The following is a 21,267-nucleotide window of genomic DNA, read 5'->3' as shown; positions in this document are numbered from 1 at the left end:
GCGCCGGTGGTCAGCCGGTGAAGGACTCGGGGCCGAAACGGCCCCATGCGACGAAGGCAGCCAGGGCGAGGTAGATCAGGTCGCCGACGATCGTGGCCCTCTCGCCACGGCGCAGACGCATGGTGACCGCGCAGGCGAACAGCAGAACGAGTCCGGTGGCGGCCAGCGGCACCAGCACCGGCGCGATGTCGAGCACCGCGGGCAGAATCAGGCCGACCGCAGCCAACAGCTCGACGGCGCCGATGGCCTTGAGAGCGCCGGGGCGGAACTCCAGGACCCACTGCGCAGAGGAGCCCATCGCGGCCAGCTTCTCCCGCGGCACGAACATCTTGGAGCTGCCCACCAGACAGACAGCGGCGAGCACCCCAGCGATGATCCACAGCGCGACGTTCATCATCAACTCCCTGATCGAGGACTTCCGTACCCGAGACGAGGCAGCGACTCGGCCTGTGACATCCCGAGTCCGGTCAGCGGAGGGACGCGGGTCACACCGCGTCGTGTCACAGGCGTGAGGGCCCTCTCGTCTCAGGGGAGAAGGCATCGACGAACGTGGAGGAGCACACGATGGACGCGCGATGAACTACTTCGCCAGCCAGCCAGCCAGCCAGCCAGCCAGCCAGCCAGCCAGCCAGCCAGCCCGCCCGCCAGCCCGCCCGCCCGCCGGCAAGGCGCTCAAGTACTTCTTGTCGGTCGGCCGGGAGCTGCAGGAAGTGAAGCAGACCCGTAAAACCCAGTGATCTCCCGACCAGCCTGACAGGGCAGGTACCGGAGGTTTCAGCGCCGCATGCCGATGATCCTGGCGCACGGCTCGCCCGTGACGTCTTCCCGCGACACGAACCGCGATCATCCATCGCGCAAGATCGACTATCGACACACCCACGAGGGGTTCAGTCATGATCCTGATCACCGGGGCCACCGGCGTCGTCGGCCGGGAAACCGTCCGCCTCCTGGTCGAGGGGGGAGCGGAGGTCGCCGCTGTCACCCGCGACCCGCACGCCGAATTCCCCGCGGGGACACAGCTCGTCCACCCCGCGAAGGTTGCCACCCTCGACGGCGTGGAGGCCGTCCTGCTCAGCCCGCGTGCCGCCGGAACCATTGCTGTCGACCTGTTGGCACGCGCCCGCGAGACGGGCGCGGCAAGAGTGGTCGTACTGTCCTCCGTGACCGTGCAGTACCCGGCCGGGCACGCACGCTTCCGGCAGCAGTTCCACGCGGTCGAGGACATCGCCCGGGGGAGCGGCCTGGACTGGACGATCCTGCGCTGCGCCGATTTCGCCGCCAACACGCTGGCCTGGGCCGGGCAGATCCGGGCGACCGGGACCGTGCGGGGGGCATACCCGCACGCGAGAACCTCGACCGTCGACGAGCGTGACATCGCCGCGGTGGCCGCCCTCGCCCTGACCCACCCGCAGCACAGCGGTCAGACGTACCTGCTCACCGGAGAGCAGTCGCTGAGCCAGCCGGAGAAGGTCGCCGCGCTCGGCACGGCGCTCGACCGGACGCTGTCGTTCGTCGAGGCCGCACCGGACGAGATCCGCCGCGGCATGCTCGCCGCCGGCCTGCCCGACGAGGTACCCGACCGGCTGCTCGGCTCGCTGGCCGACTACGCCCGCGAAGCCGGGCCCACGACCGACACCGTGCGGCGGCTGCTGGGCCGCCCGGCACGCACGTACGCCACCTGGGCGCAGGACCACCGTGCCGCCTTCACCGCAGGAGGACCCCGATGAAACTCACGATCGTGGCCGCCACCGGCGGTATCGGACGGCACCTGGTCGAGCAGGCGGTGGCCGGCGGGCATGACGTCACCGCCGTGGCCCGCCGCCCACGTGAGCTGCCGGGCGGCGTCCGGACGGTCGCCGTCGACCTCACCCGACCCGACATGCGGACACTCGCCGCGGCGGTACGCGGCGCCGACGCCGTACTGTCCGCGCTCGGCCCGCGAAACCCGCGCGCGGACGCGGGCATCACCTCCCGTGGTACCCGCGCGATCGTCGCGGCGATGCGGGCCGAACACGTCCGGCGGATCATCATCGTCAGCGCCGCACCCGTCGGACCGGTGCCGGTGCCTGGCCGGCCGACGCCACCCAGGCACGATCCCGGCGACGGCTTCTTCATGCGCCACCTGGGAGTCCCGTTGACCCGGGCCATGTTCGGCCGGCACTACGCCGACCTCGCCGTGACCGAGCAGACCCTGCGCGACAGCGGACTGCAATGGACGGTGTCGCGCCCGCCCAAACTCACCGACAAGCCCCTGACCGGCACGTACCGGACCGCGTGGAACCGCAACATCCGGGGCGGGTTCTCCGTGCCACGCGCCGACGTCGCCCACCACATGCTTGCCATGGTGAACCAGCCGGACACCATCGAGCAGGTCGTAGGAATCGCGAACTGACCCGTAACCAGCCACGCGCACGACCCGGGCTGCGACAGAGGAAACAAGCGACGACCCGCGACGTCCACCAACAAAGTCAAGAAGACGCCTCGGCCGTCCCGCCCGCCCCTGCGCCGCCCGGGTCGTCACCCACCCATCACGAAAGAGCGTGATCATGACGAAGTACGCCCGTTTCGTCAGCCTCGTATGCGCGGGACTGTTCGCCGGATTCCTCACGTCAGTCCTCGTCCTGGAACTCTCGCTGCGCGGCTTCGACAGCACCGTCTACACCCAGGTCCGGCTGGTCGAACTCGACTCCCTCGACAAACTCGCCGTCGCCACACTCCTGCCGGCGCTGATCGCCACAGCGGTACTGGCTTACCAGACCTACCGAACAAACACCCGATGGCCGACCGTGGCCGCACTCGCCCTTCTGGTCCTCGTTCTCGGCCTCACGCTCACCGTCAACCTGCCCATCAACTCCGATCAACTCCACTGGAACGTCCAGTCCCCGCCCTCCAACTGGACCGACGTACGGGACCGCTGGCAGATCGCCCACGCCGTCCGGACGGTAGCCGCGGTCCTCGCCTTCGCGGCCCTCGCCCTTGCAACGTCGCTGCCTCGTACACGTCGTTCAAGCCCGCCGAACACCTCGGCGCGGACAGTCGGACCTGTCAAACGAGCGGTGTAACCAGGGTGGTTGGGTTACTGGCGGGCTGCGGAGAGGCTGCCGTCGAAGGTGATGTCGAAGGCGTTCAGTGCGGTCTTCCAGCGCATGGTCCAGCGGGCCTGTCCCTTGCCGGTGGGGTCGAGGGACATGATCGCCATGTAGACGCATTTCAGGGCGGCTTGCTCGTTGGGGAAGTGTCCGCGGGCCTTGACCTTGGAATCCAGGGGTCGTCGCAACACATGGTCGGTTGGTCAGCCTGCGATCAGTTTATGCAATCGCTCGGCTGGGGTATCCCAGTCGAGTGTCTTGCGTGGACGCCCGTTGAGTTCGGCGGCGACTGCGTCCAGATGTTCTCGGGTGTGGGCCGCGAGGTCGGTGCCTTTGGGAAAGTACTGCCGCAGCAGGCCGTTGGTGTTCTCGTTCGAGCCGCGCTGCCACGGGCTGGCTGGATCGCAGAAATATACCGGGATGTCGGTGGTCGTGGTGAACGAGCCGTGTGCGGCCAGCTCGCTGCCCTGGTCCCAGGTCAGTGAACGCGTCAGGTGAGCAGGCAGGGTCTGGACGGTATTCACGAGAGCATCGCGGACCAGTTCCGCACCGCGGCCGTCGGGTAGATGGACGAGCATCACATAGCGGGTGGTGCGTTCGACCAGCGTGCCGATCGCCGACGCTCCGTCCTTTCCAATGATCAGGTCCCAGTGGCCGGGAACGGCCCGGTCCTCAGCTTCCGCTGGGCGTTCGCTGATCATGACCGTAGGGTCGGTGAACCGCGGGGTGCGCTGCTGGGCTTGACGGCGCGGCTTGCGGCGGACCCGACCCGTGCGCAGGGCTCGGTGGATCTCACGACGCAGCTCGCCACGGCTCTGGACGTAGAGGGCCTGGTAGACCGTCTCGGGGACAACGTGCAGCTCCGGCCGCTCGGGGAAGGCGCTGGGAAGAGCCTGGCAGATCTGCTCGGGACTCCACCTCCGATCGAGTCGCTCTTGGATGAACTGCCGTAGTTCACCGTGTTGTTCGATCTTCGCGGGCTTCGGTCGCGGACGGCGAGCCTCGGCACGGGCCTGGGCGGCATGGGGCCCGTAGACGCCGCTGTCGGGGTGCCGATTGCGGCGAATCTCCCGACTGATCGTGGCCGCGCTCCGCCCGAGTTCGGCGGCGATTGCCCGGACCGCAGCCTTCTCCCGTATCCGGTCAGCAATGTAGATGCGTTCGTCCACGCTCAGATACCGAGATGATGCCGGCGGCACAGCCGGAGGAACCGGATGGGCCACCCCTCTCCGTCTGGACGGTACGTATCCGGCTGTGCCCAAGCACGTCTGGCACCCCGAGCCGGCGGGTACTACTTGTCGACCAGCGACATGTGGTGCTCGTTGTAGCGGTTCCCCTGTACCCCGACGCGACCGGCGAGTTCGTTGAGGTCGGCCAGTTCGTCGGCGGAGAGCGGCAGCTCGGTGGCGCCGATGTTCTCCTCGATGCGGGCCGTGCGCCGGGTTCCGGGGATCGGCACGATCGACGGATGCTGTGCGAGCAGCCAGGCGAGCGCTACCTGCCCCGGTGTGGCGTCCTTGGCCTGCGCGAGCTTTGAGACGTGCTCGACGAGTGCCTGGTTCGCCGCCCGGTTCTCGGCCGTGAACCGCGGAATGTTCGTGCGGACGTCGTCGGCCGCGAAAGACGTCGACGCGTCCACCGTGCCGGTCAGGAACCCCTTGCCCAGCGGGCTGAAGGGCACGAACCCGATGCCGAGTTCCGCGCATGTCGGCAGGACCTCCGGCTCGGGATCCCGGGTCCACAGCGAGTACTCGCTCTGGACCGCCGTCACCGGGTGGACCGCGTGAGCACGACGGATCGTCTGTGCACTGGCCTCCGAGAGCCCGAAGCAGCGCACCTTGCCTTCCTGTACCAGCTCGCCCACCGTGCCGGCGACGTCTTCGATCGGCACGTCCGGATCGACGCGGTGCTGGTAGAACAGGTCGAGCGTCTCGACCCTGAGCCGTTTGAGGGAGGCCGTGGCGACGGCACGGATCTGCTCGGGGCGGCTGTCGAGTCCGGCGGGGGCGCCGTTCTCGATACGGAATCCGAACTTGGTGGCGATCACCGCCCGGTCCCGCACCGGAGCGAGGGCTTCTCCGACGAGTTCTTCGTTGACGTAAGGCCCGTACACCTCCGCGGTGTCGAAGAACGTGACTCCGCGGTCGACGGCGTCACGGAGCACGGCGATCATGTCGGTGCGATCGCCGGGATTGGGTCCGTAACTCTGGGACATTCCCATGGCGCCGAGACCGATGGCGGAGACACACAGTTCGCGCCCGAGCGTTCGGGTATGCATCTTTCTTTCCTCCTGGTTGCTGTAAACACCGGTGGACGCATTACTTTGCTTTCATCTGCCGAGGCGTCGAGTCCCGTACCCAGCACCCGATATCTCAAGGGGGGAAGGATTCTTCCCCGGATAAAATCCTTCCCCTTCACGGAACTGGTCGACCGTGCCAGCGTCGAGACAGCGAACAGATCCACCCCGTTTGGAGAAACGTGTTCACCGTCAACGCGTACGCCGCTACGTCCGCGACCGAACCGCTCATTCAGGACACCGTCGAGCGCCGCGACGTCGGCCCGCACGATGTCCTCATCGAGATCAAGTACGCCGGCATCTGTCACTCGGACATCCACCACGTTCGCGGGGACTGGGGCCCCGTGCACTACCCGGTGGCCCCGGGACACGAGATCGCCGGAGTCGTCACCCAAGTCGGCTCCGAGGTCAGCAAGCACGCTGTCGACGACCGCGTCGGAGTGGGCTGCATGGTCAATTCCTGCCGTACCTGCGACTCCTGCCTCAAGGGCGAGGAGCAGTACTGCCTCAACGGCTCCACACTCACCTACGGCTCCGTGGACCGCGACGGCACACCCACTCAGGGCGGATACACCACCCACATCGTCGTCGACGAGGACTTCGTCGTCCGCATCCCCGACAGCGTCACCCTCGCCGAGGCCGCCCCGCTGCTGTGCGCGGGAATCACCACCTACTCGCCGCTGCACCGCTGGGGTGCAGGCCCCGGCAAGAAGGTGGCCATCGTCGGACTCGGCGGGCTCGGGCACATGGGTGTCAAGTTCGCGCACTCGATGGGCGCCGAGGTCACCGTCCTGTCGCAGTCCCTGAAGAAGATGGACGACGGTCTGCGCCTGGGCGCCGACCACTACTACGCCACGAGCGACCCGGCCACGTTCGACGAGCTGGCGGGCACCTTCGACCTCATCGTCAACACGGTGAGCGCCAAGCTCGACGTCGACGCCTACCTCTCCCTGCTCGGTGTGGGCGGCACCATGGTCAATGTCGGCGCCCCGGCGGAACCGCTGTCGCTGCACGTGTTCTCCCTCCTCGCCCGTGGCCGTTCGTATGCCGGTTCGTCGATCGGCGGCATACGCGAGACCCAGGAAATGCTGGACTTCTGCGGCGAGCACGGGATCGGGGCGGAGATCGAGACCATCCCGGTCGAGAAGATCAACGAGGCGTACGAGCGGGTCCTGTCCTCCGACGTGCGCTACCGGTTCGTGATCGACATCGCCACGCTGGCCTGACCTGGACCGCGACACGACGTACTGCCGCCGCCCGAGGGAAGAACCACCGATGACGATGACGTACAACCACCTCGGTCGAACGGGTCTGAAGGTAAGCAAGCTCGGCCTGGGCACCATGAACTTCGGCTGGGTCACCGACGAGGCCGACGCTTTCGCCATACTCGACCGGGCAGTTGAGGAAGGCATCAACTTCGTCGACACCGCCGACGTGTACGGCGGCCCGCAGTCACCCGACATGGAGGCGGGCTACGGCCTCTCCGAAGAGATCATCGGGACGTGGCTGGCCCAAGGCGGTGGCCGGCGCGACCAGATCGTGCTGGCGACCAAGCTCTACCAGCCCATGGGACCCGGACCGAACGACAAGTACCTCTCCGCCTACAAGATCCGCAAGGCTGCCGAAGACAGCCTCCGGCGGCTGGGCACCGACCACCTCGACCTGTACCAGATGCACCACGTCGACCGCTCGACACCTTGGGACGAGATCTGGCAGGCCATGGAGCAGCTCGTCCGGGAGGGCAAGGTCACCTACGTCGGCAGCAGCAACTTCGCCGGCTGGCACATCGCCACCGCCCAGCAGGAAGCGGGCAAGCGCAACTTCCTCGGCCTCGTCTCCGAACAGAGCCTCTACAACCTCAACGCCCGCACGGTCGAACTCGAACTGGTCCCCGCACTGCGCCACTACGGCCTCGGTCTGATCCCGTGGAGCCCGCTGGGCGGCGGCCTGCTCGGCGGCGCCTTGCAGAAGGCCGACAGCGGCCGACGCTCGTCTCCCGACTTCCTGGCCGCTGTCCGGCAGCACCGGCCGCAGCTCGAACGGTACGAGGCCCTGTGCGCGGATCTCGGCGAGCAGCCGGCGGACGTCGCTCTCGCCTGGCTGCTGCACAACCCGGCGGTCGCGACCACCATCGTCGGGCCGCGAACCCCCGAGCAGTTGCACCAGACACTCCGGGCCCCGCACCTGGCCCTGTCCCCGGAGACCCTTCGAGAGCTCGACGAGATCTGGCCGGGCCCCGGCGGCGAGGCTCCGGAAGCGTATGCCTGGTAGCTCGGTCGGCAAGGCGTCGAGCGCGGCCGACTGACCGGGGTAACAGCAGCCTTCGTCAACTGGAGTACGTATGCACTACACACGACTTGGAACCTCGGGGCTCGTTGTCAGCCGTCTCGCGCTCGGCTGTATGACCTTCGGGGACACCGCGAGTGGTTTCAGTAAATGGGCACTGGGCGAGGAGGAGTCCGAGCCGCTCTTCCGGCAGGCCGTCGAGCTGGGCATCACGTTCTGGGACACCGCCAACGCCTACAGCTTCGGCAGCTCGGAGGAGATCGTCGGGCGCGCGATCAAGAAGTACTCGCGCCGCGAGGACATCGTGCTGGCCACCAAGGTCTTCTACCCGATGCACAGCGGCCCGGGCGGCTCCGGGACGTCCCGCAAGGCGATCATGGAGCAGATCGACGCGTCGCTGACCCGGCTCGGCACCGACTACGTGGATCTCTACCAGATCCATCGCCTCGACTACGAGACGCCCGCCGAGGAGACGATGGAGGCCCTTCACGACGTCGTGAAGGCGGGCAAGGCGCGCTACATCGGCGCGTCGTCGATGCTGGCGTGGGAGTTCGCGAAGCTGCAGTACACCGCTGACCTGAACGGGTGGACACGTTTCGTGTCCATGCAGGACCAGTACAACCTCCTCATGCGTGAGGAGGAACGGGAGATGTTCGGTCTGCTCGCCGATCAGGGTGTCGGGAGCGTTCCCTGGAGCCCGCTGGCGCGCGGTCGGCTCACCCGGCCATGGGGTGAGGAGACCGCTCGATCCGAAACCGACCCCGCGTACGGGCGCCTGTTCGTGGAAGAGGAGTCGAACCGGAAGATCGTCGGCGCGGTGCGGTCGGTGGCCCAGGCGCGCGGGGTGTCCATGGCCACGATCGCGCTCGCGTGGGTCCTGGCGAATCCGGTCGTCAGTGCCCCGATCGTCGGCGCTTCGAAACCGCGGCACTTGGCGGACGCCGCCGCGGCCCTCGACATCACCTTGACGGACGAGGAGATCGCCGCGCTCGAGGAGCACTACACGCCTCGGGACGCAACCGGCATGAGCGCCGCCGACCGGCCACCGGCCCGCTGACAACTCCCCGTGGGTGTTTGGTGCTCGGGATCGCGGCAACATGCGAAGCTGTGGATGTGCGACGCGAGCCGAGCCTGGAGGAACTGGGGTCCTTCCTCAAGGCGCGCCGGGCGCAATTGGACCCCGGCACGGCCGGGTTGCCCGACAGCGGCGCGCCTCGGCGGGTTCCTGGTCTACGCCGAGAGGAAGTCGCCGGACTGGCCGCGATCAGCACCGACTACTACACCCGGCTCGAGCAGGGCCGTGTCCAGGCGTCGGAGGCCGTCCTCGACGTGCTCGCGACCGTGCTCCGCCTTGACGACGACCAGCGCGAGTACCTCCTGACCCTGGCGGGGAAGAGCGCGCCGCCCGCGGCCGGCCGGAGCGCTCGGCAGGAGGTCCAGCCGCAGATGCGGCACCTGCTCGACGACCTCACCCTGACCGCGGGGTTCGTCCTCGGACACAACACGGATCTCCTGGCGTGGAACGCCATGGCCGCGGCTCTGGTGATGGACTTCGGACGTGTCCCCGAGGAAGAGCGCAACTACGTCCGCCTGGTGTTCACCGAGCCCAGCATCCGCGTGCTGTACCGAGACTGGGAGGCCATGGCCCGTCTGGCTGTGTCCCACCTGCGCATGGACAGCAGGCGCAACCCCCGCGAAGCGCGACTGACGGCGCTCGTCGAGGAACTTTCCACGCTGGACCCGCAGTTCCGGCTGTGGTGGACCTCCCACGATGTCGCCGCGCGGGCCGGCGGCACCAGGCTCCTCCGCCATCCCGTGGTCGGCGACCTGGCCCTCGAACGCTCCACCTTCATGTGCGCCGAGGACCCTGAGCAGCAACTCGTCGTGTGGACGGCGAAGCCCGGCAGCCAGACCTACGACGCCCTGCGCTCTCTTGCGTCCACGATCGAGACAGCGCCGGAGGCAGCTCACGGTGCCGCGTGACGCCGTAGGCAGGGACGGCAGAGTGGGCTGCGGAGACGTCAGGCCTCCGGGAACAGGCGCTGGGCGTTCGCCGTGGTGAGTGATCGCCACGTGGCCCCCTCCACCGGCGGCTCAGCCGCGTCGATCGCCGCGATGTGTGCGTCGGCCAGCGGCGAGGGCGTCCAGCAGTAGTCGCTGCCGAAGAGCACGCGGTCAGGGTCGACCAGCTGCAGCAGCGCGGGAACCTGGCGTGGGAAAGCCGTGCCCGCCATGTCGTAGTACAGGGCACGCAGTTGCTGCACGGCGTCGAGGGAAGATGCCTTTTCCGACGGCACGAAGAGCTTCATGAACTCGTTGATGCGGTCGGCCAGGACCGGGATCGCGCCACCGCAGTGCGGGACGATCACCCGCATGTTCGGATGACGCGTCAGGACGCCCGCCATCACCAGGTCCGTGACGGTGCGGGGCCGTGTCGAAGATGTACTCGACCATCGGACGCGGCCTGCCGAGAGCGGACTGCTCCCAGCACACGGGGGAGGTCGGGTGCAGGAAGACCACGGCTTCGCGGCGGTCCAGCTCCGCGAACACCGGATCGAGACGCGCGTCACCCGGGTACACACCGTGGGTGTGGGTCAGCAACGCCATGCCGTCGGCGCCCAGTTCGTCGAAGGCGAAGGCGATCTCCTCCAACGCGCCGTCCACGTCCGGCAGCGGAAGAGACGCGAAGTTGCCGAAGCGGCCGGGGTGGTCCCGCGTCACATCGGCGGTGTACTCGTTGACGCGCCGGGCGAGAAGGCGGGCCGCCTTGTCGTCGCCGAAGTGCACGCCGGGGGACGACATGGAGAGCATCGCGGTCCCGATGCCGTTGCGGTCCATCAGGTCCAGATGGGCTCGCACGGACCACGTGGGCCATCCGCCCATGCCGTCGGGGTGGGCGTGGCCGGCCGCTGTCGCCTGCTGGACGTAGAAGTCGGGGAGGAGGTGGGCGTGGACGTCGATGAGACCGGAGGACATGGCAGCGGGATTCCTTCTGGTGGCTTGGGTCGTCGAGGTCAGGTACCGAACTCGGTCTATTCCGCCTGCTCGCCGCCGGCCAGCCGGACCTCTTCGTTGTCCAGGGCGGCTTGGATTCGGCGTAGCACGGTGTCGTCGATGTGCCGTTCGTCGCGCAGGCGGACGACGGTCGCGCGTTTGTGGGCGATGAGGGCGAGGCGGAGGTCGGTGTAGTGGCGGTTGTGGAGCAGCGCGGGATCGTCGTCGGTGCCCGCGCCCCTTGCTCGTACGGTCGCCAGGTGGGCCTCGTACTCCTGACGCAGCCACTCCATGACCTTCGGGGTGGTGCCCAGTTCGTCGGCGAGTCGGGGGAGCGCCTGGAGGGCTTCCTCGGTTGCCGTGGTGTCGGCGAGGACCTCTTCCTCGTCGACGGAGTTGTCGTGCGGCAGCCGGGCCCAGCGCACCACGCGCGGCAGCAGCAGCCCCTGCACCACGAGTGTCACGACGATGACGCCGGAGGTGACGAAGACGATGAAGTCACGGTCGGGGAAGGGAGCGCCGGAGTCGAGGGCCTCCGGCACCGAGAGCGCCACCGCGAGCGACACCGCGCCCCGGAAGCCCGCGAACCCGCTGACGACACGCGCCCGGTGACTCATTCTCCGCAGCCGCTGCTGGGGACGCCGGTCGAGGGCGCGGATCAGATAGGCGGAGGAGAACAGGAACGCGAACCGGACGACAACCAGCACCACGCTGACCACACCGATCGCGATCAGGGCGTCCTGGAGGTCGGACCGGTTCAAGTGCCGTAGCGCGTACTGGAGTTCCACTCCGACCAGGACGAACAGCGTGCCGTTGATGATGAAGGTGAGCAGGGGCCAGAAGGCCAGGGCCTGACGCCGGTGCTCGGCGCGGATGAGGCTCGGAGCCACCTGGGCCATGATCAGCCCGCTGACGACGACCGCGAGGACTCCGGAGGCGTGGATCATCTCGGCGAGGAGATACGCCGTGAACGGTGCCAGGATCATGACGAGGTTGCCCAGCAGGGGATCGTCCAGGCGGCGCCGCAGGTTCATGTTGACCCAGGCGACCGCGACGCCGACCGCGGCCCCGCCGCCGTAGGCCAGGAGGAACAGCGCGCCGACGTGCGGGAGGGTGAGGTGTTCCTCGCCGACGGTGAGACCGACCGCCAGGCCGAAGATGACCAGCGCGGTGCCGTCGTTGACGAGGCTTTCCGCGCGCAGCACGGTGACCTGACGGCGCGGGAGTGCGCGGGCCAGGACGCCCACCGCTGTCGCATCGGTGGGAGCCACGGCCGCGCCGAGCGCCCATGCCGGTCCCCATGGCAGCCCGAGCGCGTGCCCGGCGGCCGCCACGGCGCCCGCGGTGAGGATCACCAGGACCGTGCTGAGCAGGACGATGCCGCGCAGGTTCGTACGGATCTCGCGCATGGAGGTGGTGAGGCTCTCCCAGTACAGCAACACCGGCAGGAAGAGCAGCAGCACCACTTCCGGGGGGAGCTGCGTCTGGCTCACGGCGGGGACCAGCCCGACAAGGGCACCCACGACCAGCAGCACGACGGGCGGTGCGACGCCCAGGCGCTGCGCGACGAACTGGCCGACCAGCACGGCCACGCCCAGGAGTACGACGAGTTCGAGACCGATCATGGGGCTTGCTCCTGAGTCGGGCGGACTACGGGCGGGAGTCCAGTGGCCTCCAGCGGGCACTTCTTGCTCATCTGGGCACCAGCCGCAGGGTCGTGGAACGTGCCGCCACCATCGGATCGACGTACGCTCCGCCGAAACGGCCGTATTTGCTGCGGTACGCGGCGTCGACGCGGTCGTTGGTCTCGGGGTCCGGCACCTCGACGAAGGTGACGGCCTTGTCGACCCCGCCGGAGCGGACGTGTCCCGCGTGGCTCGCCCGCGCGGTGCGCCACCAGCCGCCGTCCGTACCGCGGAAGGAGCGGACGTACAGGTCGTCACCGTCGCGGACGACCCAGATCGGCACGGGCTTGCGCAGGGTGCCGTCGTCGCGGAGCGGCGCCATCTCCAACTCGTCGGCCTTGGCGATGTGGTCGAGTTCGTCACTCGTCCATGTCGTCATCGGTGTTACTCCGTTCTTCTTGGTCCAGTGAGGGAGGGAGGAAGCGCGTCAAGGCTGTCGGGCCGGTCGCAGGAAGAGATTCGCGGCGGCGCTGACGAAGGCCATCACCGCGGTGATGGCCAGGCTTACGCGCAGGCCGTGGAGAATGCCGTCGCGGCCCGTCAGCAGGGCGCCGAACACGGCGACGGCCAGCGCTCCGCCCAGTTGGCGGCTGGTGTTGAACACGCCGCTTGCCACGCCGGCGCGGTGGGCCGGAACGCTCTCCAGGAGGACCGCAGTCGTCGGAGCCATGGCCAGCGGGCCGCAGATGCCTACCGGGATCATCACGAGGGACAGCGCCCACACGGGAGTGGAGGAGGGAAGGAAGGCCAGCGTCGCCGCGCCGGTGCCCATGAGAAACATGCCGCCGACGATGGGAACGCGCGGGCCGAACCTCTCGGCCAGCCTGGCGGCGAGCACGCTGACGAAGGCGGACAGGAGGGTCATCGGTACGAAGGCCAGACCCGTGGCGAAGGAGGACAGCCCGCGCTGCTGCTGGTAGTAGAGGCTGTAGACGAACACCATTCCCTGGAAGCCGCCTATGAACGCGAAGCCGGTACCCGAGGCGATCACCACGGCGCGGGAGCGGAACAGGTCCAGCGGAACCATCGGCTGCTTTCCGCGAGCCTGAGCGGCGACGAAGACGACCAGCGCCAGGACCGTGACCGCCAGCGACACGAGCACCCGGGGCCCGCCGAGACCCTCGGCGCCGGCCTCGATCACCCCGAAGGTCAGCGCGCCCATGGCCAGTACGGCCGCGATCTGCCCGATCCAGTCGAACGGCACGTCACGTCGCGGCGAGTGCGCCACGCGCAGCAGCAGCAACAGCGCGACCAGGCCGACCGGCAGGTTGACGAAGAAGATCATTCGCCAGCTGACCAGGGCCAGCGCACCGCCCGTGACGGGGCCGGCGGCCGCGGCCACGGCACCGCCGATGGTCCACAGCGCGATCGCCCGGCCCCGCTTGACCGGGTCGTCATAGGCCTCGCGGATGAGCGCCAGCGACGAGGGCGTCATCATCGCCGCCCCCAATCCCTGCACCATGCGGGCGACGACCAGCGTCACCAGGTCGGGTGCCAGACCGCAGGCCGTCGAGGAGGCCACGAACACCGCCAGACCGATCCCGAAGGCACGCCGTGCGCCGGCCCGGTCGCTCAGGGACCCCGCGGACAGCAGCAGCGCCGCGAACATCAGTGTGTAGCCGTCCATCACCCACTGCAGGCCGCTCATGTCACCGCCGAGATCGCCGCGGATGTCAGGCAGAGCGACGTTGACGACCGAGGCGTCGAGGGTGATGACGAAGAAGCCGAGCAGAGCGGCCGAGAGCGCGAAGACGGGGGCGGGCCCGCGGCGCGGGGCGCCGTCGACGGTCGGTGAGGAGGCGGCGGGCGGGGCGGACATGCGGGAACTCCTGGGGCCGGGCAGGGCGTGGGGCGGGCGCCGCTGTCGTGGACGGTGCCGGAAGACCCGTGGTCAGGCGGGAGTGGTGGTGAGCGGCTCACCGAGGTGGGTACGGGTGATGCCGAGCGAGTCCTCGAAGACGCGGTAGTCGGTGATCAGACCGTCGGCGACGGTGAAGCGCAGGATCATCTCGCTTTCGAGAACCTGCCCCGAGGGATGGAACCGGGAGGCGTACCGGCCCGGTGCCAGGACCCGTCCGTCGGTCTCCACCAGAGACCCCAGCTCGAACGCGAGCGGCTCGACGGCGGCGAAGAACGCGGCGAGGGACTGCCGGATCTCCTCCGGGCCGGTGCGGCTCCCGGCCCAGGGGGTCAGTGCCGGGTCGCCCGGGATCGTCCAGGTCGCGTCGGGTGTGAAGTGGGAGAGGATGCGCTCCATGTCGCGCGTGCCGAAGGCCTTGAAGTACGCCTCGACGGTGGCGATCGCCTCGCTGGTCATGACGGTCGGTCCGTTCTGCGATGGGCAGGCGCCCCTGCCACTGGTTGATGCCGGTGGTGGTGGGCGCTGCCGACGGCGCCCACCACCACGCTTCTGGTCAGGGACGCAGCAGCGTCTTGATGGCGCGGCGTTCGGCCATGGCCTTGTAGCCTTCGGCGGCTTCGTCCAAAGGCAGGGTGAGGTCGAAGACCTTGCCCGGGTTGATGCGGCCGCTGAAGACGCGGTCGATCAGGTCGGGAAGATAGGCGCGCACGGGGGCGGGGCCGCCGCGCAGAGCGACGTGGGAGAAGAAGAGCTGCTGGCCGTCGATCTGCGTGCCGTGGGGGAAGCCGACGAAGCCGACGTTGCCACCCGGGCGGGCGGACTGCAGGCCCTGGTGCATCGATTCCTGCGTGCCGACACATTCGAGGACGGAGTCGGCACCGATACCGTTCGTCAGCTCCTTGACGCGGGCGACGCCTTCCTCGCCGCGTTCGGTGACGATGTCGGTGGCGCCGAACTCCAGGGCAAGCTTCTGCCGGGAGGCGTGCCGGCTCATGGCGATGATGCGCTCGGCGCCCAGCTCCTTGGCGGCGATGACGCCGGACAGGCCCACCGCGCCGTCACCGACGACCACGGCTGTCGAACCGGGCTTCACCTCGGCCGCCTTGGCGGCGTACCAGCCGGTGCCCATGACATCGGAGAGGGTCAGCAGGTCCGGGATCAGCTCGTCGGCGGGCTGCTCCGGGGTGGTGACCAGGGTGCCGTCGGCGAGAGGGACGCGGAGGTACTCGGCCTGGGCGCCGTTCACCCACTCCGCGTGCTGGCAGGAGGTCTGGTAGCCGGCCTCGCAGATCGGGCAGGTGTTGTCGGAGGCGACGAAGGAGCCGATGACGAACTGTCCCGGCCTGACGCTCGACACGTCGCTGCCGACCTCCTCGACGACGCCGACGTACTCGTGGCCGATCGGCTGCGGCGCGGTGACCGGCAGCACACCCCGGTAACTCCACAGGTCGGAGCCACACACACAGGCGGCGACCGTGCGGATGACCGCGTCCGTCGGCGCCATGATCTTCGGCTCGGGGGCGTTCTCCACCCGGATGTCACCGGGCGCGTGAAGAATGGTTGCTCGCATGATGCCTTCTCAGCTCTTGTCTGGTCTGTCGTGGCGTCAGAGACGCGTACGAGTGCTGACGCGGGGGCCGTTGTAGTCGTCGTCCGAAACGTGTTCGAGCCAGGTGGCGTCGTCCGTCTCCACAGGGCGAGATGGATCATGAAGTGATCGGGCGCGGCACCGTGCCAGTGCTCCTCACCCGGAGGTGTGTGGATGACGTCGCCGGGGTGAGCCTCGATGATGTCGCCGCCACGGGACTGCACCAGAGCGATGCCCTCGAAGATGCAGAGGGTCTGGCCCAGCGCGTGGGAGTGCCAGGCGGTGCGGGCGCCGGGTGTGAACCGGACCATGTTGGCCCGCATTCGGGAGGGTTCCTCGCCGCGGTGGATCACGTCGGCGTAGGCGTCGCCGGTGGTGGGGAGAGCCCGCCTTGTGGGATGCGGGCGCAGAGGCGTCAGCCGGACTGGTCGGCCTTCTCCACGACCTCCTTGAGCTGCGTCATCGCGGTCATGGCGTTGGGCCATCCGGCGTAGAAGGCCAGATGGGTGAGGACTTCGACCAGCTCGTCCTTGGTCACGCCGTTCTCCAGCGCCTTGCCGAGGTGGAAGCCGAGCTGGTCGCTGCGGTACAGGGCGGCGAGAGCGGTGACGGTGACCAGGCTGCGGTCGCGCGGGGACAGACCCGGCCGCTCCCAGATGTCGCCGAACAGGACGGTGTCGGTCACCTCCGCGAGCTTGGGGGCGAACTCCTGGATGGCCGGCGGCGCGAACTTCTTCCGTTCGGACATGGGGTGGTGCTCCTTGCGTGTTTTCGGGTGGGGGGATTCAGGCTGCCCGGCCTTCGACCGGGGGTGGGCGGGGTGTTCACGAAGAGCGAGGTGAGCTCGGCGAGGGCGGGGGAGGCGTGTTTGCCCGCACCTCGCGCACTGCGGTGGTACTCGTGGCCCCTGCCGACGCTGGTCCGGCACACTCTCGTTGATCACCCGCCTCCCCGCCTGTCACAGGGAAATACGGAATACCGGTGACGTTCGGAAAATAATTGCGTCCAGAGGGTTGGACTTTCCGCTTGTTCGAGTGAATGCTCTCGGTAGGCAGATTCTGGTCGCCGAACACTCCGTCGACCCTGCCACATTCCCAGGAACCCGCAAAGGGGAGAATTCCATCCTGGGAATCCCTTATCCAGGGGAGGAATCCTTACCCCCCTGCCGGATACCGAGCGGTGCGACACTGACTGCCATGACCAGCGACGCGCATCTGAACGAGCTGGGATCATTCCTCAAGGCGCGGAGGGCCGAGTTGAGCCCGCGCACCGTCGGTCTGCCCGACACCGGAGGCCGACGGGTTCCTGGGCTGCGCAGGGAAGAGGTCGCCCTGCTCGCCGCCATCAGCTCCGACTACTACACCCGGCTGGAGCAGGGCCGCATCCAGTCGCCGGACCCGTCAACGCTGGCCACTCTCGCGCATGTCCTGCATCTGGATGATCACCAGCGTGACCACCTGTTCGAGCTGGCCGGCCGGCAGAGAGCACGGCACCGCCGCCCGGCCGCGCAGAAGGCGCACCCGCAGTTGCGCCGCCTGCTCGACGATCTCACCGCGTGTCCCGGCGTGGTGCTCGGCCGCCGCATGGACATCCTGGCGTGGAACCCGCTCGCCGCCGCCCTGCTCACCGACTTCGCGAAGGTGCCGGAAGACAGGCGGAACTGCGTCCGTATCGTGTTCACCGATCCGGCCATGCGGACGTTGTACGCGGACTGGCGTGCGGTCGCCCGTGGCTGTGTGTCGCATCTGCGGATGACGGCAGCCAAGTACCCGGACGATCCGCGGCTGGCCAGTCTGGTCGGCGAACTCTCCGTGGAGGACAGGGACTTCGGGAAGTGGTGGGGAAGCCGTCAGGTGCCGTCGCGCAGGCTGGGCATGAAGAGGTTCCACCATCCCGTCGTCGGTGAACTCGTCCTCGACTGGGACACCTTGACGTGCGGTGGCGCTCCCGACCAGGAACTTGTCGTCTGGACGGCGGAGCCCGGCACACCGTCGTACGTCGGGCTGCGTGACCTCGCCGCACGGGCCGCCGGTCAGGTCGACTGACCTGACGTTCCGATCCGCCGACTCGGGAAAGACGGGTCGACTACCGGACCCTGGGAGAAAAACCTCCCCCTCATTCTTCGGGTGAATGCTGCGACACTGGCTGCTATGTACAGCAAGGAACATGTGAGTGAATTGGGGGAATTCCTCAAGGAGTGCCGAGCCCAACTCAGCCCGCGGACCGTGGGTCTGCCCGAGTCCGGAGTACCCCGGCGTGTGCCGGGGCTGCGCCGTGAGGAGGTCGCCCGGCTCGCGGGCATCAGCACCCACTCCTACGCCCGGCTGGAGCAGGGGCGTGCCCCTGTGTCGAGGTCGGTGCTCACCACTCTCGTCCGTGTCCTGCACCTCGACGACGACCAGCGTGACCACCTGTTCGAGCTGGCCGCGATCGGCGAGCGTGAGCCGCGCCGCCGCCCGGCGCAGAAGGTCCACCCGCGGCTCAGGCGCATCCTGGACGAGCTGACGGCGACTCCCGCGCTCGTCCTGGGCCGGCACCTGGACATCCTGGCCTGGAACGCTTTGGCAGCCGCTCTGTTCACCGACTTCGACCAGGTCCCCGAGAAGAAGCGCAACTACGCACGGCTGCTCTTCACCGACCCCGCCTTTCGGGAGCTGTACCTCGACTGGCGGACGAACGCCCGGGTCTGCGTCGCCCACCTGCGCTTGGAGGCCGCCAGGCACCCGGGCGACCCAGGTCTGGCCGCACTCGTCGGCGAGCTTTCGGTGGCCGACGCCGACTTCCGGCAGTGGTGGGCCGGCCGGCAGATGACCGGCCTGCGGATGGGTACCAAGAGGCTGCGACACCCGCTCGTCGGCGATCTCACCCTCGACTGGGACAGCCTGACCTGCACAGCCGACCCCGCACAGAAACTGGTGACCGCGACCGCCGATCCCGGGACCCCGTCCCATGACGGACTGCTCTTCCTGGCGTCGTGGACAGCGGACCCGGATCAGCCGGCACGGGATGCGGCAGCTTGAAGGACGCCGGGTTCAGGTAGTCCGACTTGCCCAGGGTCGCCGGGGCAGAGGGGCGGCAGGGAGCGGACGGCGCAGCACGACGCGCCGTCCAGTGGTCCGTCGGTGCCGTCAGGTGTGTCCGCGTCCTCGCCGACGCCCGCCCCGTACTCGCTGTCAACGGCATAAGGCGTGACCACGGCATTTGACCTTCGTGCCGGTTGCTGGGGCGGGGCACGAAGGCTGGGGTACGCCGAAACGACTGGCCCTGCTTCGATCGCTCGCAATGAAGCGTGCCGCCCACCACAGAGAGTGCGTTCCTGGTGTCCCCGGACGATTGCGAGCCGTTGGAAGGCGACAAGCAACATGACCATCCGCGTACCGGACGGGAATCTGCCCGCGTCCGTGACCTCGTTCGTGGGCAGAGGCCGGGACCTCGCCGAAGCACGCCGCCGTCTGGGGGCGGCGCGGCTGCTGACGCTCACGGGTGTGGGCGGGGTGGGCAAGACTCGGCTGGCGCTGGAGGCTGCCGCGTCGGCGACACACTTCGAGGACGGGGTGTGGCTGGTGGATCTGGCTCCGGTGCGAGACCCCTCGCTGGCGGTGAACGCCACGGCGACTGCCCTGGGGATGCCGGACCTGGGCACCAGACCGGTCATCGACCAGCTCGCCGCCTTTCTGGCCCACCGCGCTCCGCTGATCGTGCTGGACAATTGCGAGCACCTTGTTGACGCCTGCGCCGAGCTGATTCACACGCTCCTGTCCGCATCCCCCGGGCTGGGAAGCCGGGTGATCCTGCACGTCCGGGCGTCCCGGCGCTCGTGGTCGCCGCCCTTCTCGAACCGCAGCGCGGCGACTCCGTCAGAGCCTCCGCTCGCTCCTCCGGCTCCGGACCAGCGAGCGGAGGCTTTCCCAACGAGAGTTGACCTGCGGGGAAAACGATTCGCCCCAGCCGCATCGCCCAGTGGTCCGCACCGGAAATCCGCTTGCTGACGGCCATTCCCCGTCCGCGCCTGCCCCTTCACCGGATGTTCAGAACGTCAGGACAAGCCGTCCTCGCACGCCGCCCGCCGCGAGGAGCCGGTGCGCCTCGACGGCCTGTTCCGCCGGAATGGTCCTGGCGACCCGGGGCGTGATGAGGCCCGCCTCCGCCTGCTGCCGGAGGCGGTCGAGCTTGGCGTGTTCCCTGGCGTAACGGAACACGACGATCGGCTCGAAGACGATGTCTCGCTCGCCGGGGCCGTCGTAGCCGCGCAGGGTCACCACCCGGCCGCCGTCGCGGACCGCCCGAGCGGCGAGACCGCCGAGCGACGCGCCGTCGACGAGTCCGTCGACGCCCCCGGGGATCTCCGCACGCACCCGGTCCGGGTACTCGGCGCCGCGACGCAGTACGACGTCGGCACCCAGTTCCTTGATCAGCGCCTCGTCCTGCTCCGAGGCGTCGGCCACCACCCGCAGCCCGTCCGCCTTGGCCAGCTGGACGGCGTAGCCACCCACCGCGCCGGCCGCTCCGGTGATCGCGACGGTCTGGCCGGGCTCCAGGCCGAGCGTGTCCAGGGCCAGACGCGCGGTCAGGCCGTTCATCGGAAGGGCCGCCGCCTGCACGTGGCTCGCGCTGTCAGGAGCGCGGACGACCGACTCCGCCGGGACCACGGCCTGCTCGGCGTACGCGCCATGTGAGCCGTTGGGGAGCACGATCGCCATCACGCGGTCGCCGACCCTCAGTTCAGTGTCGGTGCCCGCGCCTATCTGGTCCACGACGCCCGCTGCTTCCATGCCGGGAACGAACGGCGGCCGGGCGTCGGGCGGTCCGGAAGGCCCGCTGCGCTGCAGGGCGTCGACCGCGTTGACGGTCGCGGCGTGCACCCGGATGCGCACCTCGCCCGGACCGGCATCGGGTGCGGGCAGCTCCAGAACCTGAAGAACCTCCGGCCCACCGAATTCCCTGAAACCTACGGCCTTCATTTGAATTACCTCATTGCTCGGTGCCTGCGGTCGTTGAGGTGCCCGACCTTTCCGCCTCGCGTGTGCCCGCAAAAGGGGAGGGTTCTTGGCTGGGATGCGGCCATAGAGGGGACGAATCCTTCCCCCCCATGAAACCGGCACCGGCGAGAGACGCCCTGGGCAGGCCCAGGATCGAATGCACCTCGACTTACGGCCCCAAGCCGTGCCGCACCCCTCACCGGCGGAGAACTGAATGAACATCAGAATATGAGGGGCGCTCAGAGGCAAGGAGCCTTTTCCAACCTGTTCGCCGCGAGCCTGGTGCTCGGCTGGTCATGCACCTTCGGTGTCAAGTCGCTCCGCGGACTGGAGCAGGTACTCGGGCAGTTTTGAACTGGCCGCCAGCACCTCGATGCCGATGAGGCGGCCCTGTTCGTCGAAGTCGAGGTTGATCATGCCGTCGACGTCCACTGGATTGCAGGGATACATGCGCGCGGACTCCACGCGGGCCTGCGGTTCGGTGAGGTA

21 protein-coding genes and 4 pseudogenes are annotated in these 21,267 nt (G+C 68.7%); 11 read left to right on the top strand and 14 right to left on the bottom strand.

Annotated elements, in window-relative coordinates; translation table 11 throughout:
• Positions 1 to 10: 10 nt before the first annotated feature.
• Positions 11 to 394, bottom strand: a complete 384-nt coding sequence (locus ABT147_RS44505; RefSeq protein ID WP_351417657.1) for a DoxX family protein — start codon at positions 392 to 394, stop codon at positions 11 to 13.
• A 181-nt stretch (positions 395 to 575) separates the two neighbouring features.
• Here ABT147_RS44505 and ABT147_RS44500 point away from each other — a divergent pair, with 181 nt between their 5' ends.
• The 4 genes from ABT147_RS44500 (at position 576) to ABT147_RS44485 (ending at position 3,062) form a co-directional block, all read left to right on the top strand.
• On the top strand, positions 576 to 737 hold the full coding sequence (locus ABT147_RS44500) for a hypothetical protein (protein ID WP_351417655.1): 162 nt from the start codon (positions 576 to 578) through the stop codon (positions 735 to 737).
• A 156-nt stretch (positions 738 to 893) separates the two neighbouring features.
• Positions 894 to 1,727 carry an NAD(P)H-binding protein gene (locus ABT147_RS44495; RefSeq protein ID WP_351417653.1) on the top strand — a complete coding sequence of 278 codons (834 nt, stop codon included), beginning with the start codon at positions 894 to 896 and terminating at the stop codon, positions 1,725 to 1,727.
• The gene (locus tag ABT147_RS44490) at positions 1,724 to 2,392 is read left to right on the top strand and encodes an NAD(P)-dependent oxidoreductase (RefSeq protein WP_351417651.1); all 669 of its coding nucleotides are present in this window, start codon (positions 1,724 to 1,726) and stop codon (positions 2,390 to 2,392) included. The genes ABT147_RS44495 and ABT147_RS44490 overlap by 4 nt, the downstream gene beginning before the upstream one ends.
• 154 nt (positions 2,393 to 2,546) lie before the next feature.
• Entirely contained in the window at positions 2,547 to 3,062 is a 516-nt protein-coding gene (locus ABT147_RS44485; RefSeq protein WP_351417649.1) for an anthrone oxygenase family protein, read from the top strand.
• A gap of 14 nt (positions 3,063 to 3,076) precedes the next feature.
• Here ABT147_RS44485 and ABT147_RS44480 read toward each other — a convergent pair.
• From ABT147_RS44480 to ABT147_RS44470, 3 genes and pseudogenes are all read right to left on the bottom strand, one after another.
• Positions 3,077 to 3,253: pseudogene (locus ABT147_RS44480) on the bottom strand (IS256 family transposase); the annotation flags it as partial.
• A 39-nt stretch (positions 3,254 to 3,292) separates the two neighbouring features.
• Positions 3,293 to 4,576: an IS30 family transposase gene (locus ABT147_RS44475; protein ID WP_502983278.1), complete on the bottom strand. Its 1,284-nt coding sequence runs from the start codon at positions 4,574 to 4,576 to the stop codon at positions 3,293 to 3,295.
• Positions 4,507 to 5,304: pseudogene (locus tag ABT147_RS44470) on the bottom strand (aldo/keto reductase); the annotation flags it as partial. The pseudogene ABT147_RS44470 and the gene ABT147_RS44475, both read right to left, overlap by 70 nt.
• Positions 5,305 to 5,567: 263 nt before the next feature.
• Here ABT147_RS44470 and ABT147_RS44465 point away from each other — a divergent pair.
• The 4 genes from ABT147_RS44465 to ABT147_RS44450 all read left to right on the top strand — a co-directional run bounded on the left by ABT147_RS44465 (position 5,568) and on the right by ABT147_RS44450 (position 9,654).
• Positions 5,568 to 6,611: an NAD(P)-dependent alcohol dehydrogenase gene (locus tag ABT147_RS44465; protein ID WP_351417644.1), complete on the top strand. Its 1,044-nt coding sequence runs from the start codon at positions 5,568 to 5,570 to the stop codon at positions 6,609 to 6,611.
• Positions 6,612 to 6,666: 55 nt separating this feature from the next.
• Complete coding sequence (locus ABT147_RS44460; protein WP_351417675.1) at positions 6,667 to 7,656, top strand: aldo/keto reductase; 990 nt, start codon at positions 6,667 to 6,669, stop codon at positions 7,654 to 7,656.
• 70 nt (positions 7,657 to 7,726) lie between these two features.
• The gene (locus tag ABT147_RS44455; RefSeq protein WP_351417642.1) at positions 7,727 to 8,728 is read left to right on the top strand and encodes an aldo/keto reductase; all 1,002 of its coding nucleotides are present in this window, start codon (positions 7,727 to 7,729) and stop codon (positions 8,726 to 8,728) included.
• A gap of 56 nt (positions 8,729 to 8,784) precedes the next feature.
• Positions 8,785 to 9,654: a helix-turn-helix domain-containing protein gene (locus tag ABT147_RS44450; RefSeq protein WP_351417673.1), complete on the top strand. Its 870-nt coding sequence runs from the start codon at positions 8,785 to 8,787 to the stop codon at positions 9,652 to 9,654.
• Between the two features lie 38 nt (positions 9,655 to 9,692).
• Here the strand turns inward: ABT147_RS44450 and ABT147_RS47515 are convergent.
• From ABT147_RS47515 to ABT147_RS44405, 8 genes and pseudogenes are all read right to left on the bottom strand, one after another.
• Positions 9,693 to 10,647, bottom strand: a pseudogene (locus ABT147_RS47515) (amidohydrolase family protein).
• Positions 10,648 to 10,703: 56 nt separating this feature from the next.
• Positions 10,704 to 12,290: a Na+/H+ antiporter gene (locus ABT147_RS44435; protein ID WP_351417638.1), complete on the bottom strand. Its 1,587-nt coding sequence runs from the start codon at positions 12,288 to 12,290 to the stop codon at positions 10,704 to 10,706.
• A 67-nt stretch (positions 12,291 to 12,357) separates the two neighbouring features.
• Positions 12,358 to 12,729 carry a DUF2255 family protein gene (locus ABT147_RS44430; protein ID WP_351417636.1) on the bottom strand — a complete coding sequence of 124 codons (372 nt, stop codon included), beginning with the start codon at positions 12,727 to 12,729 and terminating at the stop codon, positions 12,358 to 12,360.
• Between the two features lie 48 nt (positions 12,730 to 12,777).
• Positions 12,778 to 14,169, bottom strand: a complete 1,392-nt coding sequence (locus ABT147_RS44425) for an MFS transporter (RefSeq protein WP_351417634.1) — start codon at positions 14,167 to 14,169, stop codon at positions 12,778 to 12,780.
• Between the two features lie 72 nt (positions 14,170 to 14,241).
• The gene (locus ABT147_RS44420) at positions 14,242 to 14,667 is read right to left on the bottom strand and encodes a nuclear transport factor 2 family protein (RefSeq protein WP_351417632.1); all 426 of its coding nucleotides are present in this window, start codon (positions 14,665 to 14,667) and stop codon (positions 14,242 to 14,244) included.
• Between the two features lie 97 nt (positions 14,668 to 14,764).
• Positions 14,765 to 15,781 carry a zinc-dependent alcohol dehydrogenase family protein gene (locus ABT147_RS44415; protein WP_351417630.1) on the bottom strand — a complete coding sequence of 339 codons (1,017 nt, stop codon included), beginning with the start codon at positions 15,779 to 15,781 and terminating at the stop codon, positions 14,765 to 14,767.
• A gap of 36 nt (positions 15,782 to 15,817) precedes the next feature.
• Positions 15,818 to 16,284: pseudogene (locus ABT147_RS44410) on the bottom strand ((R)-mandelonitrile lyase).
• Positions 16,215 to 16,547 (bottom strand): carboxymuconolactone decarboxylase family protein, encoded by a 333-nt coding sequence (locus ABT147_RS44405; protein WP_351417628.1) that lies wholly within the window; start codon positions 16,545 to 16,547, stop codon positions 16,215 to 16,217. The pseudogene ABT147_RS44410 and the gene ABT147_RS44405 overlap by 70 nt, the downstream one beginning before the upstream one ends.
• Positions 16,548 to 16,995: 448 nt before the next feature.
• Between ABT147_RS44405 and ABT147_RS44400 the strand changes: the two genes are divergently transcribed.
• From ABT147_RS44400 to ABT147_RS44390, 3 genes are all read left to right on the top strand, one after another.
• A complete protein-coding gene (locus ABT147_RS44400; RefSeq protein ID WP_351417627.1) occupies positions 16,996 to 17,844 on the top strand; it encodes a helix-turn-helix transcriptional regulator in 849 nt (282 codons plus the stop codon).
• Between the two features lie 105 nt (positions 17,845 to 17,949).
• Entirely contained in the window at positions 17,950 to 18,819 is an 870-nt protein-coding gene (locus ABT147_RS44395) for a helix-turn-helix transcriptional regulator (protein ID WP_351417625.1), read from the top strand.
• Positions 18,820 to 19,161: 342 nt separating this feature from the next.
• Complete coding sequence (locus tag ABT147_RS44390; protein WP_351417623.1) at positions 19,162 to 19,788, top strand: AAA family ATPase; 627 nt, start codon at positions 19,162 to 19,164, stop codon at positions 19,786 to 19,788.
• A gap of 39 nt (positions 19,789 to 19,827) precedes the next feature.
• Here the strand turns inward: ABT147_RS44390 and ABT147_RS44385 are convergent, their stop codons facing one another.
• The gene (locus ABT147_RS44385; protein WP_351417621.1) at positions 19,828 to 20,760 is read right to left on the bottom strand and encodes a quinone oxidoreductase family protein; all 933 of its coding nucleotides are present in this window, start codon (positions 20,758 to 20,760) and stop codon (positions 19,828 to 19,830) included.
• A 312-nt stretch (positions 20,761 to 21,072) separates the two neighbouring features.
• A partial coding sequence (locus tag ABT147_RS44380; RefSeq protein WP_351417619.1) for a DUF2283 domain-containing protein occupies positions 21,073 to 21,267 on the bottom strand: 195 nt, incomplete at its 5' end.

It is taken from the genome of Streptomyces sp. NPDC001868 (genome assembly GCF_040297125.1).
Taxonomy (GTDB): domain Bacteria; phylum Actinomycetota; class Actinomycetes; order Streptomycetales; family Streptomycetaceae; genus Streptomyces.
This window is presented reverse-complemented; position numbering and strand designations above follow the sequence as displayed.